Origin of the sequence: Ensifer sp. ENS11 (genome assembly GCF_014851895.1) — a bacterium.
In the GTDB taxonomy this organism is placed as follows: Bacteria; Pseudomonadota; Alphaproteobacteria; order Rhizobiales; family Rhizobiaceae; genus Ensifer; species Ensifer canadensis.
Genome location: NZ_JACVAN010000015.1, coordinates 69,846 through 87,969 on the forward strand (window position 1 = coordinate 69,846; position 18,124 = coordinate 87,969).

General features: G+C 60.6%; 15 protein-coding genes, 3 tRNA genes and 2 pseudogenes. 7 read left to right on the plus strand and 13 right to left on the minus strand.

Features of this window, described 5'->3' with window-relative positions; all coding sequences use genetic code 11:
* Nucleotides 1-267: 267 nt before the first annotated feature.
* The 8 genes from IB264_RS24140 to pcsA form a co-directional block, all read right to left on the minus strand.
* The gene (locus tag IB264_RS24140; RefSeq protein ID WP_025426996.1) at nt 268-1,560 is read right to left on the minus strand and encodes a hemolysin family protein; all 1,293 of its coding nucleotides are present in this window, start codon (nt 1,558-1,560) and stop codon (nt 268-270) included.
* A gap of 177 nt (nt 1,561-1,737) precedes the next feature.
* On the minus strand, nt 1,738-2,484 hold the full coding sequence (locus IB264_RS24145; RefSeq protein ID WP_025426995.1) for a FadR/GntR family transcriptional regulator: 747 nt from the start codon (nt 2,482-2,484) through the stop codon (nt 1,738-1,740).
* Nucleotides 2,485-2,802: 318 nt separating this feature from the next.
* On the minus strand, nt 2,803-3,873 hold the full coding sequence (locus IB264_RS24150; protein ID WP_025426994.1) for a BMP family ABC transporter substrate-binding protein: 1,071 nt from the start codon (nt 3,871-3,873) through the stop codon (nt 2,803-2,805).
* Nucleotides 3,874-3,921: 48 nt separating this feature from the next.
* On the minus strand, nt 3,922-4,842 hold the full coding sequence (locus tag IB264_RS24155) for an ABC transporter permease (RefSeq protein WP_025426993.1): 921 nt from the start codon (nt 4,840-4,842) through the stop codon (nt 3,922-3,924).
* A complete protein-coding gene (locus IB264_RS24160) occupies nt 4,842-5,936 on the minus strand; it encodes an ABC transporter permease (RefSeq protein WP_025426992.1) in 1,095 nt (364 codons plus the stop codon). The genes IB264_RS24155 and IB264_RS24160 overlap by 1 nt, the downstream gene beginning before the upstream one ends.
* Entirely contained in the window at nt 5,926-7,500 is a 1,575-nt protein-coding gene (locus tag IB264_RS24165; protein WP_025426991.1) for an ABC transporter ATP-binding protein, read from the minus strand. The genes IB264_RS24160 and IB264_RS24165 overlap by 11 nt, the downstream gene beginning before the upstream one ends.
* A 49-nt stretch (nt 7,501-7,549) precedes the next feature.
* On the minus strand, nt 7,550-8,527 hold the full coding sequence (locus IB264_RS24170; protein WP_025426990.1) for a quinone oxidoreductase: 978 nt from the start codon (nt 8,525-8,527) through the stop codon (nt 7,550-7,552).
* Nucleotides 8,528-8,537: 10 nt separating this feature from the next.
* Nucleotides 8,538-9,263 carry a phosphatidylcholine synthase gene (gene pcsA / locus IB264_RS24175; RefSeq protein WP_025426989.1) on the minus strand — a complete coding sequence of 242 codons (726 nt, stop codon included), beginning with the start codon at nt 9,261-9,263 and terminating at the stop codon, nt 8,538-8,540.
* A 279-nt stretch (nt 9,264-9,542) separates the two neighbouring features.
* Between pcsA and IB264_RS24180 the strand changes: the two genes are divergently transcribed.
* Nucleotides 9,543-10,754, plus strand: coding sequence for a UbiH/UbiF family hydroxylase (locus IB264_RS24180; protein ID WP_025426988.1), 1,212 nt, complete (start codon nt 9,543-9,545; stop codon nt 10,752-10,754).
* Here IB264_RS24180 and IB264_RS24185 read toward each other — a convergent pair.
* The gene (locus IB264_RS24185; protein ID WP_025426987.1) at nt 10,722-11,684 is read right to left on the minus strand and encodes an AEC family transporter; all 963 of its coding nucleotides are present in this window, start codon (nt 11,682-11,684) and stop codon (nt 10,722-10,724) included. The two genes, IB264_RS24180 and IB264_RS24185, sit on opposite strands and share 33 nt — an antisense overlap.
* A gap of 213 nt (nt 11,685-11,897) precedes the next feature.
* The gene (locus tag IB264_RS24190) at nt 11,898-12,644 is read right to left on the minus strand and encodes a cytochrome c biogenesis CcdA family protein (RefSeq protein ID WP_025426986.1); all 747 of its coding nucleotides are present in this window, start codon (nt 12,642-12,644) and stop codon (nt 11,898-11,900) included.
* 191 nt (nt 12,645-12,835) lie between these two features.
* On the opposite strand from IB264_RS24190, the gene IB264_RS24195 reads away from it, so the two are divergent.
* Nucleotides 12,836-12,911: transfer RNA gene (locus IB264_RS24195), tRNA-Lys, on the plus strand.
* 500 nt (nt 12,912-13,411) lie between these two features.
* On the plus strand, nt 13,412-13,666 hold the full coding sequence (locus IB264_RS24200) for a YMGG-like glycine zipper-containing protein (protein WP_025426985.1): 255 nt from the start codon (nt 13,412-13,414) through the stop codon (nt 13,664-13,666).
* Nucleotides 13,667-13,741: 75 nt separating this feature from the next.
* Here IB264_RS24200 and IB264_RS24205 read toward each other — a convergent pair whose 3' ends face one another.
* Both IB264_RS24205 and IB264_RS35430 read right to left on the minus strand, forming a co-directional pair.
* A complete protein-coding gene (locus tag IB264_RS24205) occupies nt 13,742-14,746 on the minus strand; it encodes a GlxA family transcriptional regulator (RefSeq protein WP_025426984.1) in 1,005 nt (334 codons plus the stop codon).
* 280 nt (nt 14,747-15,026) lie between these two features.
* A pseudogene (locus IB264_RS35430) lies at nt 15,027-16,203 on the minus strand (GGDEF domain-containing protein).
* Between the two features lie 219 nt (nt 16,204-16,422).
* On the opposite strand from IB264_RS35430, the gene IB264_RS24215 reads away from it, so the two are divergent.
* From IB264_RS24215 to IB264_RS34485, 4 genes and pseudogenes are all read left to right on the plus strand, one after another.
* Nucleotides 16,423-16,499: transfer RNA gene (locus IB264_RS24215), tRNA-Pro, on the plus strand.
* A 282-nt stretch (nt 16,500-16,781) separates the two neighbouring features.
* The gene (locus tag IB264_RS24220; RefSeq protein ID WP_025426983.1) at nt 16,782-17,087 is read left to right on the plus strand and encodes an ETC complex I subunit; all 306 of its coding nucleotides are present in this window, start codon (nt 16,782-16,784) and stop codon (nt 17,085-17,087) included.
* 34 nt (nt 17,088-17,121) lie between these two features.
* Nucleotides 17,122-17,198 (plus strand) — tRNA-Arg (locus IB264_RS24225).
* 155 nt (nt 17,199-17,353) lie between these two features.
* Nucleotides 17,354-17,437 (plus strand): annotated as a pseudogene (locus tag IB264_RS34485) (flavin-dependent oxidoreductase); the annotation flags it as partial.
* Between the two features lie 40 nt (nt 17,438-17,477).
* Here IB264_RS34485 and IB264_RS24230 read toward each other — a convergent pair.
* Entirely contained in the window at nt 17,478-17,774 is a 297-nt protein-coding gene (locus IB264_RS24230) for a hypothetical protein (RefSeq protein WP_025426897.1), read from the minus strand.
* Between the last annotated feature and the right edge of the window lie 350 nt (nt 17,775-18,124).

Genomic DNA, 18,124 nt, shown 5'->3' on the forward strand with positions numbered 1-18,124 from the left:
GATGTACTAGCAGGCGCCGTGATGATTTGAGGGAAAGGTCGGGTATTGCCCGACCTTTTGCTTTTCTACGGTTATTTGCTTTCCGGAACGATCATCGTTGCTGCTGCGACGGTGGCAGAGGGGGCGATCAGCGACGCCTACTGCATGTTTCCTAAATCGTATTCGATTTAAGGATAAAACATGACGCAATTCAAAGTGCTACAGCGACCTTTGCGCGCCTAGTAAGACGCGCGGCCCTGTAGGCAGCGTCGCGTCCCCAGCAAGGTTTCAGGCGGCAGTGTTCTCGCAACGGCTGACGAGGATCTTGTCGATGCGGCGGGAATCCATATCGATGACCTCGAAACGGTAACCGTGGGCGATCGCGATGTCGCCCTCTTCCGGCGTCTTGCGCAACTGCTGAACGAGAAAGCCCGCGATCGTTTCAAAATTTCCGTCGGCATCGATGCCTTCGATACCGATGGTCAGGTGGATCTCATCGATCGGCGTGCGTCCGTCGACCAGGTAGGTTCCATCCTCGCGCTGGCGGATCAGTGCGTGCTCGAGATCGTCATAGTTCGACGGCAGCACGCCGACGATCGCCTCTAGAATATCGGCGATGGTGATGATGCCTTCGGTGCTGCCGTATTCGTCGACGATCATCGCCATGTTGATACTCGACGACTTGAAAGCATCGAGCGCCTTCAGGCAGGACGCGGTTTCCGGCAAGGTATGGATCTCGCGCACATACTTGCGAACGTCGAGCGGAACGGACGTCGGGGCATTGAGGATTTCCTTCGCCAGAACCGCGCCAAGCACATCGCCGCTCGGCCCGTCGACCACGGGATAACGGGAGTGGCCGTATTGGCGGATCTTCTCGCCGATGGTCTCCAGGCTGTCGTTGATATCGATGAAGCTCATTTCGGTACGATGCGTCATGATCGATTTCACGTTGCGGTCACCGAGGCGGATGATGCGACGAAGCATCTCGTGCTCCGACTTTTCGATCGCGCCGCTCTCGACGCCTTCCGCCATGATCGCGTGCACTTCCTCTTCGGTAACATGGTCCGGATCATCCGGACGTATGCCCAGCAGCCGCATCATCAACGCGGCCGAGGTCTCGAAGAGATAGACGACCGGCGCCACGATGCGCGAAAGAAGCGTCATCGGCCGCGCCACGAACATCGCGAAGCCCTCGGAGTTCTTCAACGCCAGCTGCTTGGGGATCAACTCGCCGATAACGACGGAGAGGAAGGTGATGAGCGTTACCACGATCGCCACCGCCACCGGATGACCGTAGGGGCTGATCCAGGCGATGCTGTCGAAGAAGGGGGCGAACTTGGCCGCGATCGTCGCGCCACCATAGGCGCCGGCGAGCGTGCCGACCAGCGTGATGCCAACCTGAACGGTGGAAAGAAACTTGCCGGGGTCTTCCGCCAGCTTCAGTGCCGCTTCGGCGCGGAGATTTCCCTGTCTTGCCATCTGGCGAAGCAATGGCTTGCTTGCCGAGACGATTGCCATTTCCGAAAGAGCAAAAAATGCGTTGATCAAAAGCAGGACGAAAATGACAAAAAATTCGGACATGGTCTCCAAGTCACCGTTGACGAAAAGTCGCCCAATCGAGAGCGACCGTTCACCAGATAAGGCCAGCAGGCGATCCGAGCAAGCGCAGTTCTCGAAATCCGTGTCACCAAATGCGCTTCGCCCGTATTTCGCGAGGCGAGAGCGGACCGAAACTCGGACACGTCCGACGAAGGTGGCTCAGTTTTCGCCCGACCTGAGGGCGCCGCGCACGCGCTCGCGCCCGATCTTGATGACATTTTCCATCGCTGCGCGCGCGCCCGCTTCGTCGCGCCTGCCGATTTCCTCGACGATGCGGATGTGATTGCGGGCGACCTCGTCGACGCCGCCCTTTTCTTCGACGGGTGAACTCAGTTTGAAAATGCCGACCAGCGCCGCCTCGATCAGCCCACCGACCGTCCGCATGAACGGGTTGCCCGAAGCTTCCGCAATCGACAGATGGAATTTCAGATCGGCAAAGGCGAGGCTCTCGGCAGTATGGCCGGCCTCACCCATGGCGACCGCGAGGCGCATCATGCGGCTGATCTCGGCCTCAGAAGCGTTGCGCGCAGCAAGAGCCGCAGCGTGCGGCTCGAAGGCGAGACGCACTTCGGAGAGGTGGTAGAGGAACTCCTCGTCCACACCACATTCAAAATGCCAGGTCAGGATGTCGTTGTCGAAGAGGTTCCAATCATTTCTGGGCGTGACGCGCGTGCCAATGCGAGCCCGTGGCACGACCAGACCCTTTGCGGCAAGCGTCTTCATCGCTTCGCGAAGAACCGTGCGCGACACCTTAAAGCGCGCTGCAAGCTCCGGATCGCCGGGCAGGATCGACCCGATCGGGAACTCGCCTGAAACGATCGCCTTGCCAAGCTGGTCGACCACATGCGCATGACTGGTGCGCTTCCGCGTCCCGGAAAGGACAGTCTCCAGCAAGCTCCTGTTCAACCCACCTCCTCCAGGCACTCCCTTGCCTGACAGCGCCAAATGCAGCGCCTCAAAATGCCATATCTCGCCGGTCCACCCATCCCCACGAACAGGATGAGCAGGCCCAGGAATGGCCAACCGATTCCTCAAGCATTACACGAAATGCCGCCAAGCTGCACTATGGTTGAAACCGGCCCGCACGACCGTTGATTGCATCAATCTCGGCTGATTGGGTCATGCCGCAATAATGCGCCACCAAGCCTCGGCCCAATATATCGATAACGACAAACCCCGCCGTAACGGCGGGGTTTGAACATTTTCTGCGTTCTTCCGTTGTGCTTACTTCGGCAGCTGGTCGTCGACGCCTTCGACGTAGAAGTTCATGCCGAGCAGTGTGCCGTCATCCGACGATGCGCCTGCGGCCAGCCACTCGCTGCCATCCTGCTTCTTCAGCGGACCGGTGAACGGCTTCAGCTCGCCCGACTTGATCTTGGCTTCCGCTTCTTCGGCCAGCTTCTTCACGTCGTCAGGCATGTTGGTGTAGGGCGCCATAGTCAGGATGCCGTCCTTCAGGCCGTCCCAGCTCGACGTTGTTTCCCATTTGCCGTCGAGGAAAGCCTCGGTGCGCTTGATGTAGTAGGCGCCCCAGGTGTCGACGATCGCGGTCAGCTGGGTCTTCGGGCCGGCAGCGATCATGTCGGATGCCTGGCCAAAGGCCTTGATGCCGCGTTCTGCGGCCACCTGCATCGGCGCCGTCGTATCGGTGTGCTGGGTCAGGATATCGACGCCCTGGTCGACGAGCGCCTTGGCGGCATCGGCTTCCTTGCCCGGGTCAAACCAGGTGTTGGCCCATACGACCTTGATCTTGAAGTCCGGGTTGACCGAGCGCGCGCCGACGACGAAAGCGTTGATGCCCATCACCACTTCGGGGATCGGGAACGAGGCGATGTAACCGGCAACCCCCTTCTCGGACATCTTGGCAGCGATCACGCCCTGGATGTAGCGGCCCTCGTAGAAGCGGCTGTTATAGGTCGCCACATTCGGGGCGGTCTTGTAGCCGGTGGCGTGCTCGAACTTCACGTCCGGGAACTTCTGGGCGATCTTGATCGTCGCATCCATAAAGCCGAAGGACGTCGTGAAAATCAGGCCGCAGCCGGAACGTGCCATGCGCTCGATCGCGCGCTCGGCATCCGGGCCTTCCGGCACACTTTCGAGGAATTGCGTCTCGATCTTGTCACCGAGCTTCTTTTCCAGTTCCAGGCGACCGATATCGTGTGCCTGGGTCCAGCCGCCGTCGGTCTTGGAACCGACATAGACGAAGCAGACCTTCGCCTTGTCCTGAGCGGCAGCGGCGCTGGCAAAGCCGATGACGGCAGCGGTACTTGCGAGAGCGAGCAGTAGTTTTTTCATTTTCTTGACCTCTGTCGGTTTGAGAAACGTCCGTCTGGGTTGTTATTGTCACCGATCTGGCACAAACGGCTTACCGAGCGATGCCGGCGTATTGATCAGGGTCGTGCGCCGGTTATGTGAAATGAGGATGAGCACGACGATCGTCGCGAGATAGGGAAGCGACGACAGGAATTGCGACGGAATGCCGATGCCGAAGGCCTGCGCATGAAGCTGGCTGATGGAAACGGCACCGAACAGATAGCCGCCGGCAACGAGACGCCACGGACGCCAGGACGAAAACACCACCAGCGCAAGCGCGATCCAGCCACGGCCGGCAGACATGTTTTCCACCCATTGCGGAGTGTAGACCAGCGACAACTGCGCGCCGGCAAGGCCCGCGCAGGCACCGCCGAACATCACCGCGAGATAGCGCGTCCTGATGACGTTGACGCCAAGGGCATGGGCGGAGGCATGGCTGTCGCCGACCGCGCGCAGCTTCAAACCCGCGCGGCTCCTGAACAGGAACCAGTGAACGCCCGCGACCAGGGCAATCGACAGATAGAAGATGATGTCCTGCCGGAACAACAGCGGCCCGAGGACCGGAATATCAGCCAGCACCGGGATGACGATGGGTTGCAGCTTGATGCCCTGCATGCCGAGAAAGCTCTCTCCGAGCATACCGGAAACGCCAAGACCAAGCAGCGTCAACGCCAGGCCGGTCGCCACCTGGTTGGCAACCAGCGTCAACGTCAGGAATGCGAAGAGCTGTGAGAACACAGCGCCGCAGACGACCCCGGCCAGAATCCCGAGGTAGGGCGACCCGGTGATCCGGGTTGCGGCAAAGGCGCAGACGGCGCCCATGACCAGCATGCCCTCAACACCGAGATTGAGCACGCCAGAGCGCTCCGTCACCAGTTCGCCGAGGGCGGCAATGACAAGCGGTGTTGCGGCGGTGATGACGCTCAACAGTATGGCTTCGACGATCCCCATCAACGGCTCCCGTCCGTGTTTGTCTCGGCAAACCGATACCAGACCAGCCGGATGCGATAATGAATGAGCGTGTCGCAGGAGAGCACGAAGAACAGCAGCAGGCCCTGGAAGACGCGCGTGACCTTGTCCGACACGCCAATCGAGAGCTGCGCCGCTTCGCCGCCGAGATAGGTCAGCGCCAGAACGAGGCCGGCGGCGATGATGCCGAGCGGATTGAGCCGCCCGAGAAACGCGACGATGATCGCGGTGAAGCCATAGCCGGGCGAAATCACCGGGCGCAGCTGCTGGATCGCGCCGCTGACCTCGGAGATCCCGGCCAGACCGGCAAGCGCACCCGAGAGCAGCATCGAAAACCAGATCATCCGCCCCGACGAGAAACCGGCAAAGCGTCCTGCCCGCTCCGACTGACCGAGAACCGCGATCTCGAAGCCCTTCAGCGTATAACGCATCATGAACCAGACGAGGATCGCCGCGATGATGGCGAAGGCAAAACCCCAGTGGGTGCGCCCCGACGCGATCAGTTCCGGCAGGATGGCGTCAGCCGCAAAGCTGCGCGTCTCCGGGAAGTTCATGCCCTGCGGATTGCGCCAGGGGCCGCGCACGATCCAGTCGAGAAAGAGCTGGGCGACGTAGACCAGCATCAAGCTCGTCAGGATCTCGTTGGTGTTCATGTGCGCCTTGAGGAAGGCGGGAATGGCGGCAAACAGCGCGCCACCGAGCATGCCCATCAGCATCATCAGCGGCAGCACGAGCGGCGACTGCCACTCGTAAAACACCACCGGCAGGATCGAGCCGGCGATCGCTCCCATGATGAACTGCCCCTCGGCGCCGATGTTCCAGTTGTTCGAGCGGAAACAGACCGAAAGGCCGACGGCGATCAGGATCAGCGGCGCGGCCTTGATCGCCAGTTCGTGCAGCGACCAGACCTCGCTCAGCGGCTCGACGAAGAAGCTGTAGAGCGCCATGACCGGGTTCTTGCCCAGTAGTGCAAACATGATGCCGCCGAAGATGATCGTCAGTAGAAAGGCGATGAATGGGGACAGGATCGAGAACAGCGCCGATATCTTGGCGCGCTTTTCCAGTTCAATGCGCATGCACAGCCCCCGTGTCTTCCGTCTTGCCGTACATGCCACCCATCAGCAGGCCGATCTTCTCGCGCGAAAGCTCGCGCGCCGGATATGGATCGGAAAGCCGTCCTTCACTGATCACCGCGATCTCGGTCGCCACCTCGAAGATCTCGTCAAGGTCCTGGCTGATCACCAGCACCGCGGAGCCCGCCTTGGCGAGATCGACAAGCGCTTGACGGATCCGGCTCGCAGCGCCCGCGTCGACGCCCCAGGTCGGCTGGTTGACGACCAGGACGGCGGGCTGGCGGTCGAGCTCGCGACCGACGATGAATTTCTGCAAATTTCCGCCGGAAAGCGATCCGGCCGGAGGATCTTCCCCGCTCTTGCGCACGTCCATCGCTTCGGAGATGCGCATGGTCGCCGTGGTCACCGCGTCCCGGCGGATGATCTTGAGAAAGCCGCCGCCGAGGAAGGCCCTGGCGTCGGACCGGCTTCTGGCCAGCACGAGATTGTCCGAGAGCGGCATCGCCGAAACCGCAGCGTGGCCATGGCGCTCTTCCGGAACGAAGCCGGCGCCCATCAGCCGTCGCGCGTTGATGTTCCTGTTGCCGACCGGCCTTTGCCTGATCTGCACCGCAGCATCGTCTGCAACCGGATACTCGCCGGACAGCGCGTCGAAGAGTTCGCCCTGGCCGTTGCCGGCCACACCGGCGATCGCCAGCACTTCGCCGGCACGCACCTTGAGACAGATGTTCTTCAGCGAAACGGCAAACGGCGTGCGTGCGGAAACGGAAAGGTGGCGCGCTTCCAGCTGCACCTCGCCCTTGGTGCTGGTGCCCTCGGCGGTCACCGCCGCAACGTCGCTTCCGACCATCATACGCGCCAGCGACGCCGGCGTTTCCACCTTGGGGTCACAGGCGCCCGTGACCTTGCCGTGGCGCAGCACGGTGGCGCGGTCGCAGATGCGCTGCACTTCCTCCAGCCGGTGGCTGATATAGAGAACCGAACGTCCCTCCGCCTTGAGCTTGTTGAGCGTCTCGAACAGTCGATCGGCCTCCTGCGGCGTCAGCACCGATGTCGGTTCGTCAAGAATGATCAGACGCGGGTTCTGCAAGAGGGCGCGGACGATCTCGATGCGCTGGCGTTCGCCGACGGAAAGGTCGGCCACATGCGCCTTCGGATCGAGCGGCAGGCCATAGGCGTGCGACAGGCGTGAAGCTTCCTCCGCGACCTCGGCCAGCGAAATGTTGCCGTCCATCGACAGCGCTATGTTTTCCGCTACCGTCAGCGCCTCGAACAGCGAAAAGTGCTGGAAAACCATGCCGATGCCGAGCTTGCGGGCCGCGGCCGGGCTGGCGATGCGCACGCTGCGCCCTTGCCACACGATCTCGCCTACCGTCGGCGCGAGAACGCCGAACAGCATTTTCACCAGCGTCGATTTTCCGGCACCGTTTTCGCCGAGAAGGGCGTGGATTTCGCCCTGGTCTATCTGCAGGTTGATTTCATTGCAGGCCGCAAACGAGCCAAACAATTTCGTCAGGTTGCTCACAGTCAACAACGGACCGTTCGCAGTTGCTCCCTCAACAGGCACGCTGCCCTCTTTTCCCCTCTGTCGATCCCCGTCCGCCTTAAGGCTTCGATCAAGGAATCAGCAGTGTTGTTCCACTCGTTTTTCTTGTCTCAAGATCCGTATGCGCGCGACCGGCGTCGGCAAGCGGATAAGTCTGATTGATATTGATACGCACTTTGTTGCTTTGCACAATATCAAAGAGGGAATTTGCACACGCTTCAAGCGCAGGCCGCGTCTGCACATACCCGAAGAGTGTCGGACGCGTCGCAAACAGCGAACCCTTCTGTGCCAGAATGCCGATGCTGAAGGCATCGACAGGACCGGACGAATTGCCGAAGCTCACCCAGAGGCCGCGCGATTTCAGGCAATCGAGCGAGGCCGGATAGGTGTCCTTGCCGACCGAATCATAAACGACATCAACACCCTTGCCGTCGGTCAGTTCCTTGACCCGGGCAACGAAATCGTCCGTGCGGTAGTTGATGACGTGGTCATAGCCATGGGCAAGCGCCAGATCGATCTTGTCCTGCGATCCGGCCGTACCAATGACGGTTGCACCCAGAGCCTTTGCCCATTGGCCGGCAATCAAGCCGACGCCGCCGGCAGCAGCATGGAAGAGCAGCGTCGTTTCAGGCCCAACCTGGAATGTCTGATTGAGCAGATATTGCGCGGTCATACCTTTCAGCATCATCGCCGCCGCCGTCTCAAGCGAGATGCCGTCCGGCACCTTGACCAGTTGCGAGGCTTCGACGTTTCGCTCGCTGGCATAGGCGCCATCCGACGAGGCGTAGGCCACCCGGTCGCCAACACCGAAGAGGCTGACGCCATCACCGACAGCCGTCACGATCCCCGCACCTTCCTTGCCCGGGACAAAGGGCAGGCCCGAGGCGGACTTGTAGAGCCCGGTGCGGAAATAGACGTCGATGAAATTCAACCCGACAGCCACCTGGCGGATCTGCACCTCACCCGGCCCCGGCGGCGAGAGCGTAACGCCCTCCAGCTTCAGGACTTCAGGTCCACCGAGTTCGCGTACGACAATTGCCTGTGCCATCGAAGAGCTCCTAGGTCCGGCCGAGCTTGGGGAGGATCTGCAGGACGAAACCAATCACGTAGAGATAGATGCCTGTTGCAAGAACACCGGTCACCACCCAGGCCGGTGTCACGAAATGCAGAAGCAGGGCGTACATGCTGAGCGCCGACCAGAGGAAAAAGACACCGAGGTTGAGCGGTCTTAACCGCTGGACGCGCACCGGATGCAGGAAGTTGATCGGCAGGAAGGTCAACACTACCGATACGAAGACGACGATCGAGGCGGTCAGCTCGCTCGCCTGGATGACGAACAGCGTAAAGACGACCATGTTCCAGACGACGGGAAAGCCCGAGAAAAAGTATTCGTCGGTCTTCATGCCCATGTCGGCATAGTAGATCGCGCTTGAGACAACGATGGCGCCGGCCGCAACGAAGGACCATGGCTCGCCGATCATGCCGCTCTGGTAGAGCGCAAACGCCGGCAGGAGCACGTAAGTCACATAGTCGATGACGTTGTCGAGCGTGTCGCCCGACCAATTGGGAAGCACTTCCTTGACCCGCACCTTGCGGGCGATCGGACCATCGATGCCATCCACCAGCAAGGCCAGGCCGAGCCACCAGAACATATCGACGAAGCGGTGTTCGGCCGCGGCGACGACGCCAAGAAAAGCGAGGAATGACCCGGAGGCGGTCAATATGTGCACGGAGAAGGCGCGGATCTCGGCGTAGGGGACTCGTTTGTAGTTGAAAAACTTCATCTGCGGACGCCGCCTATCCCCTTCTGCATTTCCCCAGACAGAGTTTTACTCTCTGCCTCAACCGCTGTGGCGGCGCATTGCGCGTAATATGCACCCTTTGCAACGCATCGCCAGCAAAATTCAAGCACGACTTTGTCCGGCGAAGATTGTTCTGTGGACACTTTCAAATTGCTTCTGCGCTGATTCAACCCATTTATTTCGCCTCTGCCCAAGACTAGAAGTAAGATGAGATGAAAGCAGCAGGCGCTTGATGGCGCGAGCGAAAGGGTTCTTTCCATCATGGATCATTACGACATCGCCGTCGTCGGCGCTGGCCTCGCGGGTTCTCTGGCAGCGATCGCTCTCGCGGAGAGCGGCTACCGCGTCGCGCTGATCGGACCGGAACCGGCATCATCAGACGGACGGACGACCGCGTTGATGGACCAGTCGATCGACTATCTGAAGAAATTGAACCTCTGGGAGAAGGTGCAGCCGCTGACGGCGCCGCTATCAACGATGCGCATTCTGGATGGGACAAACCGCCTGCTGCGCGCGCCGACAGTGAACTTCCGCGCGTCGGAAGTCGGCCTTGCGGCCTTCGGCTACAACATTCCGAACGCCCCCTTCCTCGACATTCTGCGGGAGCGGGCATCCGAGACGGAGACGCTCGATCGCATGACGATGTCAGCGTCCGATTTCGACCTCTCCGGCGACAAGGTGCGGATCTCGCTCGATGACGGGCGCGACATCACCGCCGATCTGGTCGTCGGTGCCGACGGCCGTCGGTCGCCGGTGCGGGAAGCCGCCAAGATTTCGGTCAGCACCTGGTCCTATCCGCAGACGGCCGTCGTCCTCAACTTTTCGCACGAGCTTTCCCACCAGGACACCTCGACGGAGTTTCACACCGAGAGCGGGCCCTTCACCCAGGTGCCCCTGCCCGGCAACCGCTCGAGCCTCGTCTGGGTGCGCAAGCCCGACGATGCCGCAGCCACGCTGGCGCTCGATCTCGCCGCACTCTCGCGCGCCGTCGAAGACCGGATGCAGTCGATCCTCGGCAAGGTCACGGTCGAAGGCAGCCCACAGTCCTTCCCGCTGTCGGGCATGAGCGCTCATCGCTTCGGCAAGGGCCGGGTCGCGCTCGTCGGCGAAGCGGCGCACGCCTTTCCGCCAATCGGCGCCCAGGGTCTCAACTTGAGCCTTCGCGACGCGATGACGCTGGTCGATCTGATCGGCGCAAAGACGGACGACAATCTCGCGGGCGACATCGGCGACCGGTTCGACAGTCGGCGCCGCCTCGATATCGTTAGCCGCACGGCGAGCGTCGATCTGTTGAACCGATCGCTGCTGTCGAGTTTCCTGCCGGTTCAGGCGCTGCGCGCCGTCGGCCTGCACATCCTCTCGGCTGCCGGACCGCTGCGCAGCCTGCTGATGCGCGAAGGCGTGCACCCCGGCAGCGCGTTTCACGCGTTGAAGGACAGCTTACGGGAAAAGATCGGCCGGAAGAGCGCCTGAGCGGATCAGATAGAGCAGCCCGGTCACGGTTGCGACCGAAAGCAGCGTCGTGATCAGGATCGTCGCAGAGGCCCGCTCCTGCCAGACGCCATATTGGTGGCCGATGACAAAGACATTGGTCGCTGTCGGCAGCGCCGCCAGCAGCACGGCCGTCTGCACCCACACCGGATCATAGTTGCCCGTCAGGCCGAGCGCCGTGAACACCAGCACCGGATGCAGGATAAGCTTGGCCGGCACGATATAGCCGATCTCGACCGGGATGCGTTTGATCGGCCGGAGCGCCAGCGTCACACCCATCGCAAACAACGCGCAAGGAGCGGCGGCCTGCGCCAGATAGTCGATCAACCGCTGCGCCGGCAGCGGAGGCTGGACCGCGAAAAACGCCGCGATGACGCCGGCAAGGGTCGACAGAATGAACGGATGCAGGATGATCTTGCGGGCGATGCCAAGGGCCAGAACCGCAGGCTTTTCCTTTCGCCCACCGGAAAGCGCCATCATCGCCGGCGCCACGGTAAAGTGCGCCGCATTCTCGAAGCAGAAAATCAGTGCGACCGGCACCGCCGCCGCGTCACCCAGCGCCAGCAAGGCGAGGCCCGGCCCCATATAGCCGATATTGCCATAGGCCGCGGCAAAACCCTGGATCGTCGCTTCGCCAACGGTATTGCGCCGGACGTAGAGCCCGATGATGAAGATCAGCGAAAAGACCACATAGGTCGCACCGACGCTCGTCAGGATAAAATCTGCTCGTGTCAGTTGCTCGATCGGCGTTCGCGACACCAGCTTGAAGAACAGCGCCGGCAAGGCGAGATAGATGATGAAGGTGTTCAGCCACCCCATCGCTTCGCCTGGATGCTCGACGAAGCGGGCGGTGAGATAGCCGAGAAAGATCAACCCGAAGAACGGCAATACCAGGCCAGCAATTTCCGTCATGCCTCTCCCCGACCATGCTCATGCGACACATTGAGCGGGCACGTAATCCCCGCTCATAACCCGGTCGCTGTCGCGGTACCCACGCGTTGGGCACGATGCACACGCCCCTCACGCAATCGGGCCTGTTCAACCCAATATCATCAACCCGATCGATTCCAATAGGTTGAGGCGCACTTGGCTAGGGCCAACCCCGTCCATTGACCCGCTGATGACCTAGCCGATTTTCATCAGAATCGGGAAGGTCTGCTGGAACCAGATGGCGACGGAGCTGATGAAGCCGAAGAGGAAGGCAAGGCCGGCCAGCACCAGAAGCGCGCCCATCAGCTTTTCGACGAGACCGAGATGGCGACGGAACCGCAGGAGAAAGCGCATGAACGCACCGGAAAAACCGGCGGCGATCCAGAACGGGATCGCAAGCCCGAGCGAATAGACGGCCAGAAGCATGGCGCCGTCCGTGACCGTATCGCGCGCAGCTGCAACGCCGAGAATCGTGCCGAGCACCGGACCAATACACGGCGTCCAGCCAAAGGCGAAGGCAAGGCCCATGATATAGGCGCCCGACAGCGTCGCCGGCTTGCCGCCGCCTTGAAACCGCGCCTCGCGGGCAAGCAGGCCGATCTTGAACACGCCAAGGAAATGCAGGCCCATGATGATGATCACCACGCCGCCGATACGCGACAGGAGATCCATGTGCTGGCGCAACAGCAGGCCGATCGAGGATGCGCCGGCACCGAGCGACACGAACACGGTCGCAAAGCCGAGCGTAAACAGAAGCGCCGCCGGCAGAACGGCGCGCCGGGTGCTGCGGGCAGAAACCACCTCGCCGCTGCGGAACTGGTCGACCGACACCCCGGCCATATAGCAGAGATAGGGCGGGACAAGCGGCAGAACACAGGGCGAAAGAAAGGACAGAGCGCCAGCGAGAATGGCGGTCCAGATCGAAATATCGGCAATCGACAACGGCAAGAACTCCGGCATGCGGTATTTGGGCCATTCCTTAGCCGCATGACCGTGACGATACCAATCACCTTTTGGCGATCATTGCGCCATGCACCATTTCTTCACGAAAGCCGTAATTTTTGGGTTGACCGGCGGGAAGCTCAAGTGCATATGTCCGCCCACTTCCGCCGGGCTTCACCGCCGCGGCCAGGGAGCGCGTAGCTCAGCCGGTAGAGCAACTGACTTTTAATCAGTAGGTCCAGGGTTCGAATCCCTGCGCGCTCACCACTTAAATTCAAGCGCTTAGCTAAAAATCACTTGATCGCTGCTCCTTAGTGAGTCGCCACCGTACATCGAAATCCCTCAAAATCGCCGTGCCCTAACTGGAACGCCCTTGCCTTCCGCGTTGCTAAGATATGGGAATGCTTCGCCAGAAACACAGGTCACCGTACCGGCCGGCGCTGCTTGTACAGACGCAGGTGGTGACCGTGCCAGCCATTGGCATTCGGTAGCGGGCAGGAAAGTCGACAACCTCGTGGATCTTCTGAACTGGCTGTACGTCCGCCGACAGGCGGGATCGGTGCATTGGTCAGAAATGCAACTTTCTTGCCGGCGTAGTTGGAGCTTTCCCAGCGGCCGCGCGGATGAGAGGCCAAGCAGCGCGCCGGCCGCCTTTGAGAATCGGCACTATCGACAATTGCAAGCATTGCGTAGATGCTGAACCTCACGCCGTGGATGCAAAGACGTGCACCAGGCCCCGGGTTGATATCGAGCAAAGGGATGAAAGCATGAGAAAGCTTGTCATTGCGGTTGGAATGATTGGTACCCTCGCGTCCTGCACTCAGACAGAGCGAGGGACTGCAATCGGTGCAGGAACCGGCGCAATCATCGGAGGCGTGGTGAGCGACAGCTGGGGCGGCGCGGCTATCGGCGCTGTGGCCGGCGGCATTATGGGCAACCTGATTGGTCGTTCCCGGGAGCGTGACGGCTATTGTATCTATCGGGATCGCTATGGCCGCCGCTTCGAAGCACGCTGCCAATAGCAGCAGCCCAGGCGTCCGATAGCGCGACCGCCAAACATAATAATGGCTGGCAAAGGTTCGGTGCGCTCACAACCTTCAGATCCCCTCGCCACCTTCCGACGTCGCACCCGCGCCGCGGTGCCTGCTACGCATCTTCAGCGGGCTCGTCCCATATTCGCGGCTATAGGCGCGGGAAAAAGCCGACAGGCTGTCGAAGCCACAGCGCAGCGCGATCTCGCGGATCGGGCTGCCCGAATCGCGCACCAGTCGATGCGCCACCTGCAGGCGCAGGCGCAGGTAATAGGCGCCGGGGCTGGTCGATAATCCCTTTGTAAACAGCAGTTCCAGCTTCCGCTGCGAAATGGACAGCCGGCGTGCAAGCGCCGACACCGTCAGCGGCCGTTCGAGCGTTCGCTCCATCAGGCGGATCGCCTCAGCCAAACCGGGATCGCGGGTCTCGATCCGCCCGAGAGACACCACGGGCTGGATGTCCGTCGCGCTGTGGGTCTGGTCGTAGACGAAGATGCTGGCGACATCGAGCGCCAGCGCCGAGCCGAGGCGCTGGGTGATGAGGTGCAGCATCATGTCGAAGGTCGGTGACGCACCACCGGAGGTCCAGAACTTTCCATCGGTGACGAACCGATCCCCCAGCACCGTCAATGCTGGAAATGCCTGGCTGAAATCCTCCAGCTCCTCCCAGTGGGCGGTTGCCTTGCGGCCGTTGAGCAGACCGCTGCGGCCGAGCAGCCAGCAGCCCGATTCGATGCCGGCCACAATGCCAAAATGGCGGGCGCATTCCTGAAGCGTGGCGATGAACCGGCGCCCGACATGCCGATCGAGATTGAAGCCACCGATCGCCAGCAGGACATCGCCTTCAAGCGGCAGCGAGAACGTGCCGTCGACCGCGATCGGTATACCGCATGTCAGGATGACCGGCTCACCGTCGGCCGAAAGCAACCGCCAACGAAAGACCTGGCGGCCCGAGACGCGGTTGGCAGCGCGCATCGGATCCAGCACGGAGGCCAGCGACATGATCGACGATTCCGGCAGCACGACCACCACGACATCGATCATAGATTGTATTTTCTCAGTGCCAGACATGCGAGAAATGTCAAATTTCTGGCGTAAAATGTCAATTGGGCGGACCGCATTCAGGCATTATCAGGTGGCAATCGATCTCCCTTCGCGCGGTGCTGCAGCCCCGCGCAGAGACGTTCCCCTTTCCGCGATATTGCCGGAACGGGCCGGCCGGACCTAGATCCGACCGGCCCGTTTTTTTATCCAAGGTTCTTAAGGAGACAAAAGGCCAGCGATGTGCCGGCTCCCGAAATAGCGACGCGCAAGGGCGGACAGCCGGATCATCGACTGCCTCGCGTCAAACTCAACCTGTCCGTGCGATTGGTATGCCAATTGCGAACGAAGCCGGTGGCGGGGCATAGGCGACTATGCAGTTACGGCCAGCATCCTTGGCCTGATAGAGTGCGGCATCTGCCATACTGAAGAGCTCTTCCCAGCTGCTTTTCGCATCCTGTCCGACGACAAACCCGATGCTGACACTGACGGCAATGCGCTGGCCGTCGCAATGGATGTGCAATTGTTCGGTGGCAAGCCGCAACCGCTCGACGATCGCTCGCGCCTGCACCTCGTTCGTTTTCGGAAGGTAGAGCCCGAACGCCGCCGAGCCTTGCGAAACAATCGGTCGCGCGCAGGTTTGCCCGCACCAGTTCGGCAAAGGCGATCAGCACCTGGTCGCCCGCCTGATGGCCGTAGCGATCATTGATGCGTTTGAAGAAATCGAGATCCATGACTGCAAGGGCGTCGCCCTTCCAGCCGAAACGCGGCAGTTGCGACAGGAACCACCGACGGTTTCCCACACCGGTCAGCATGTCCGTGTCGGCCGTTCGCCGCAATGCCGCCTCCGCCCGCTCCTTGACCAGCACCAGTGCAAAGAGCGCAATGGCGAAGTGGCTGATGATCAGCAGGAAGAAGGCGTAGGTCGTGGTGATCGGCAGGATATCCGGCTTGAGCAGGCCAACCACGACGGCAAGGCAGAGCGTGGCGCCGATTGCGAGTGAAGCCGCGAAGATGGTCCTGACCGGCAGCGGCTCGCTTTTCCGATCTGCGACGACTGCAAAGGCGGACGCGGCGAGAAACAGGAAGGCACCGGTATTGAATGCACTTGCGCGTATAGAATTGATGACGTGGAAGTGCGTGATCAGGCCGGCAATCGCGCCGGTCAAAGGAATGGCAAGCGCCAACCAATCCGCCCGGTGGCGCCTTTGGCCGCTCAGCCGGCGCAAACCGATCCAGAACAGGGCGTAGCCGCCAAGACCAAGTGTAAAACTGGAAAGCGTCCATAGAATAGCGGGTAGCAGCTTCTGCTCGCCATACCCTGAGAGCGTCGAGGCCAGAGCGAGAAAAAGAAACCCGGCTGCCAGAATGCCGAGCCCCTCGTTCCGGGGTGACTGCCACCGGAGATAAAGAAAGCACAACGCACCGACCAGAAACGACGATTTGTGAAGCAGCAGCACAGTTGCGAGGTCAAGTTGGGCGGTCATCGATCCGGCTCGGCGTGTTTGTTTGTCGCTGCGCCTCTATCGCATGGAGTTTAGGGAGTACTAAATGAAAATGAGAAATCGGCACCAGAGCCTGAAATTCCGGCATATTGGCCGCCAAGGCGCCCTCTCATCGCATCACATTTGGCCTCCCGTGTCGGTCAACGTGAAATTTCATGTTGCAGGGCGTGGGTGAAGCGTGTATCTCCGGCGCCGTTGGCACGGAGTGTAGCGCAGCCTGGTAGCGCATCTGGTTTGGGACCAGAGGGTCGGGAGTTCGAATCTCTCCACTCCGACCAACGAAATCCCTTGAAAATCTTATGTTATTAGTTGCCCTCGATGTTGGTTGCCGCCAATATGTGGGCATATCGGGCATTTTGTGCCCCGGATCGCAGGATGCGGTGATGCCATTGCCACCTCATGGTAAATCGACCACTCACCTTGCACTGACAAAATACGGACGAAAAGCCAGATTTATCCGTCTGAAAGTCATTCCGTTTTAAATCATTCTGCGCTATGGGAAGACGCATGTCGGGGCCGCAAAATGCTCCACCAGCGAAATAACGGAGCCGTTCGAGACAATGTCCGCAAAGATCTATCGTCCAGCAAAGACCGCCATGCAGTCTGGTAAAGCCAAGACGAATCTGTGGTTGCTGGAGTTCGATCAGGAAAAGCCGCGCACCATCGATCCGATCATGGGCTACACCAGCTCCGGCGACACGTTGCAGCAACTGCGACTGACTTTCGAAAGTGCGGAACAGGCAATCGCCTACGCTGAACGCAACGGCATCGAATACCGCGTGATCGCGCCGAAAGAGGCGACGCGCAAGACTGTATCCTACCCGGACAATTTCCGTTTCAGCCGGATGCAGCCCTGGACCCATTGAGGTCCTGCCGTTTTCGACGGGCCCTGCCCGGAACGGCCCCTTAGCTCAGTTGGATAGAGCACCTGCCTTCTAAGCAGGTTGTCGCAGGTTCGAATCCTGCAGGGGTCGCCACCACTTTTCCATCTAGTTGATACTCTTGGTCTTACCTGAAATTGGGTGCGACCAAAGACTGTGCGCCAACTGTTCTCACCTCGCCGCATGCTGTCGGCATAGGGCTAAGCTGGCGCGCCGCCAGGCGAGACAATCGATGAGGCCGACACGGCCGTCCCAATCAGCTGGGCGTCGACTACAGCGCACACGTTATCGAGGCGACCCTACATCGCGTCGCACCGACTCTCGGCTGGCGCTGAGCCGCAGCTGCTCGTTTCCTCATGCTGAACGATCGGGCGCTCAGGGAACTGGTGGCGGGTGCGCGATCCCCTGGTAGTAATCACCTTCACCGGGCCCCATGAACTCATTCGTATAGCGTTCGCGTTCGTCACCCAACGTCCGGGCCGGCGGACGGTAGTAACCGTAAGCGCCGTACATCGGCATCGGCTCCACATACACATTGCCCGTCGGCATGGGATCAACATAGACGCCGCCGGGTGCAGGCTCGTAATAGTAGTTGTCGGCAAAAGCCGGTGCGGTGTTCCCGGCCAAGGTGACGACAAATGCGACGCATGACATTTTCGTAGAAATTCTCATGGCGCTGCTCCTATCTCCGGTCGGGATTCAGTCCCACCTGACGAGATACCAGGCAGCCTCTGCCTGCGGGCTTACGCTGCCTGGTAAGAATAACGCTTGATCGCTGCAACCGTTCCACCAGGCAGTCGGTTTCGACACGCAGTCGGTCGACTTGAAGCCTGGATCGGCGATCCTAGAGCGTTTCCGATTTATGCGGAACCGCACAAACGCTCTATCTCTTTGTTTTTACGCATATCCTGACGGAAAACCCGCTTCGCACTTTTCCTGGAAATGCTCTAGACGAAGCGGCCGAATAAAGGCGACCGACGCACGACCCAATTGCTCCCTGGACGACCTTAGGCTGACTGGGC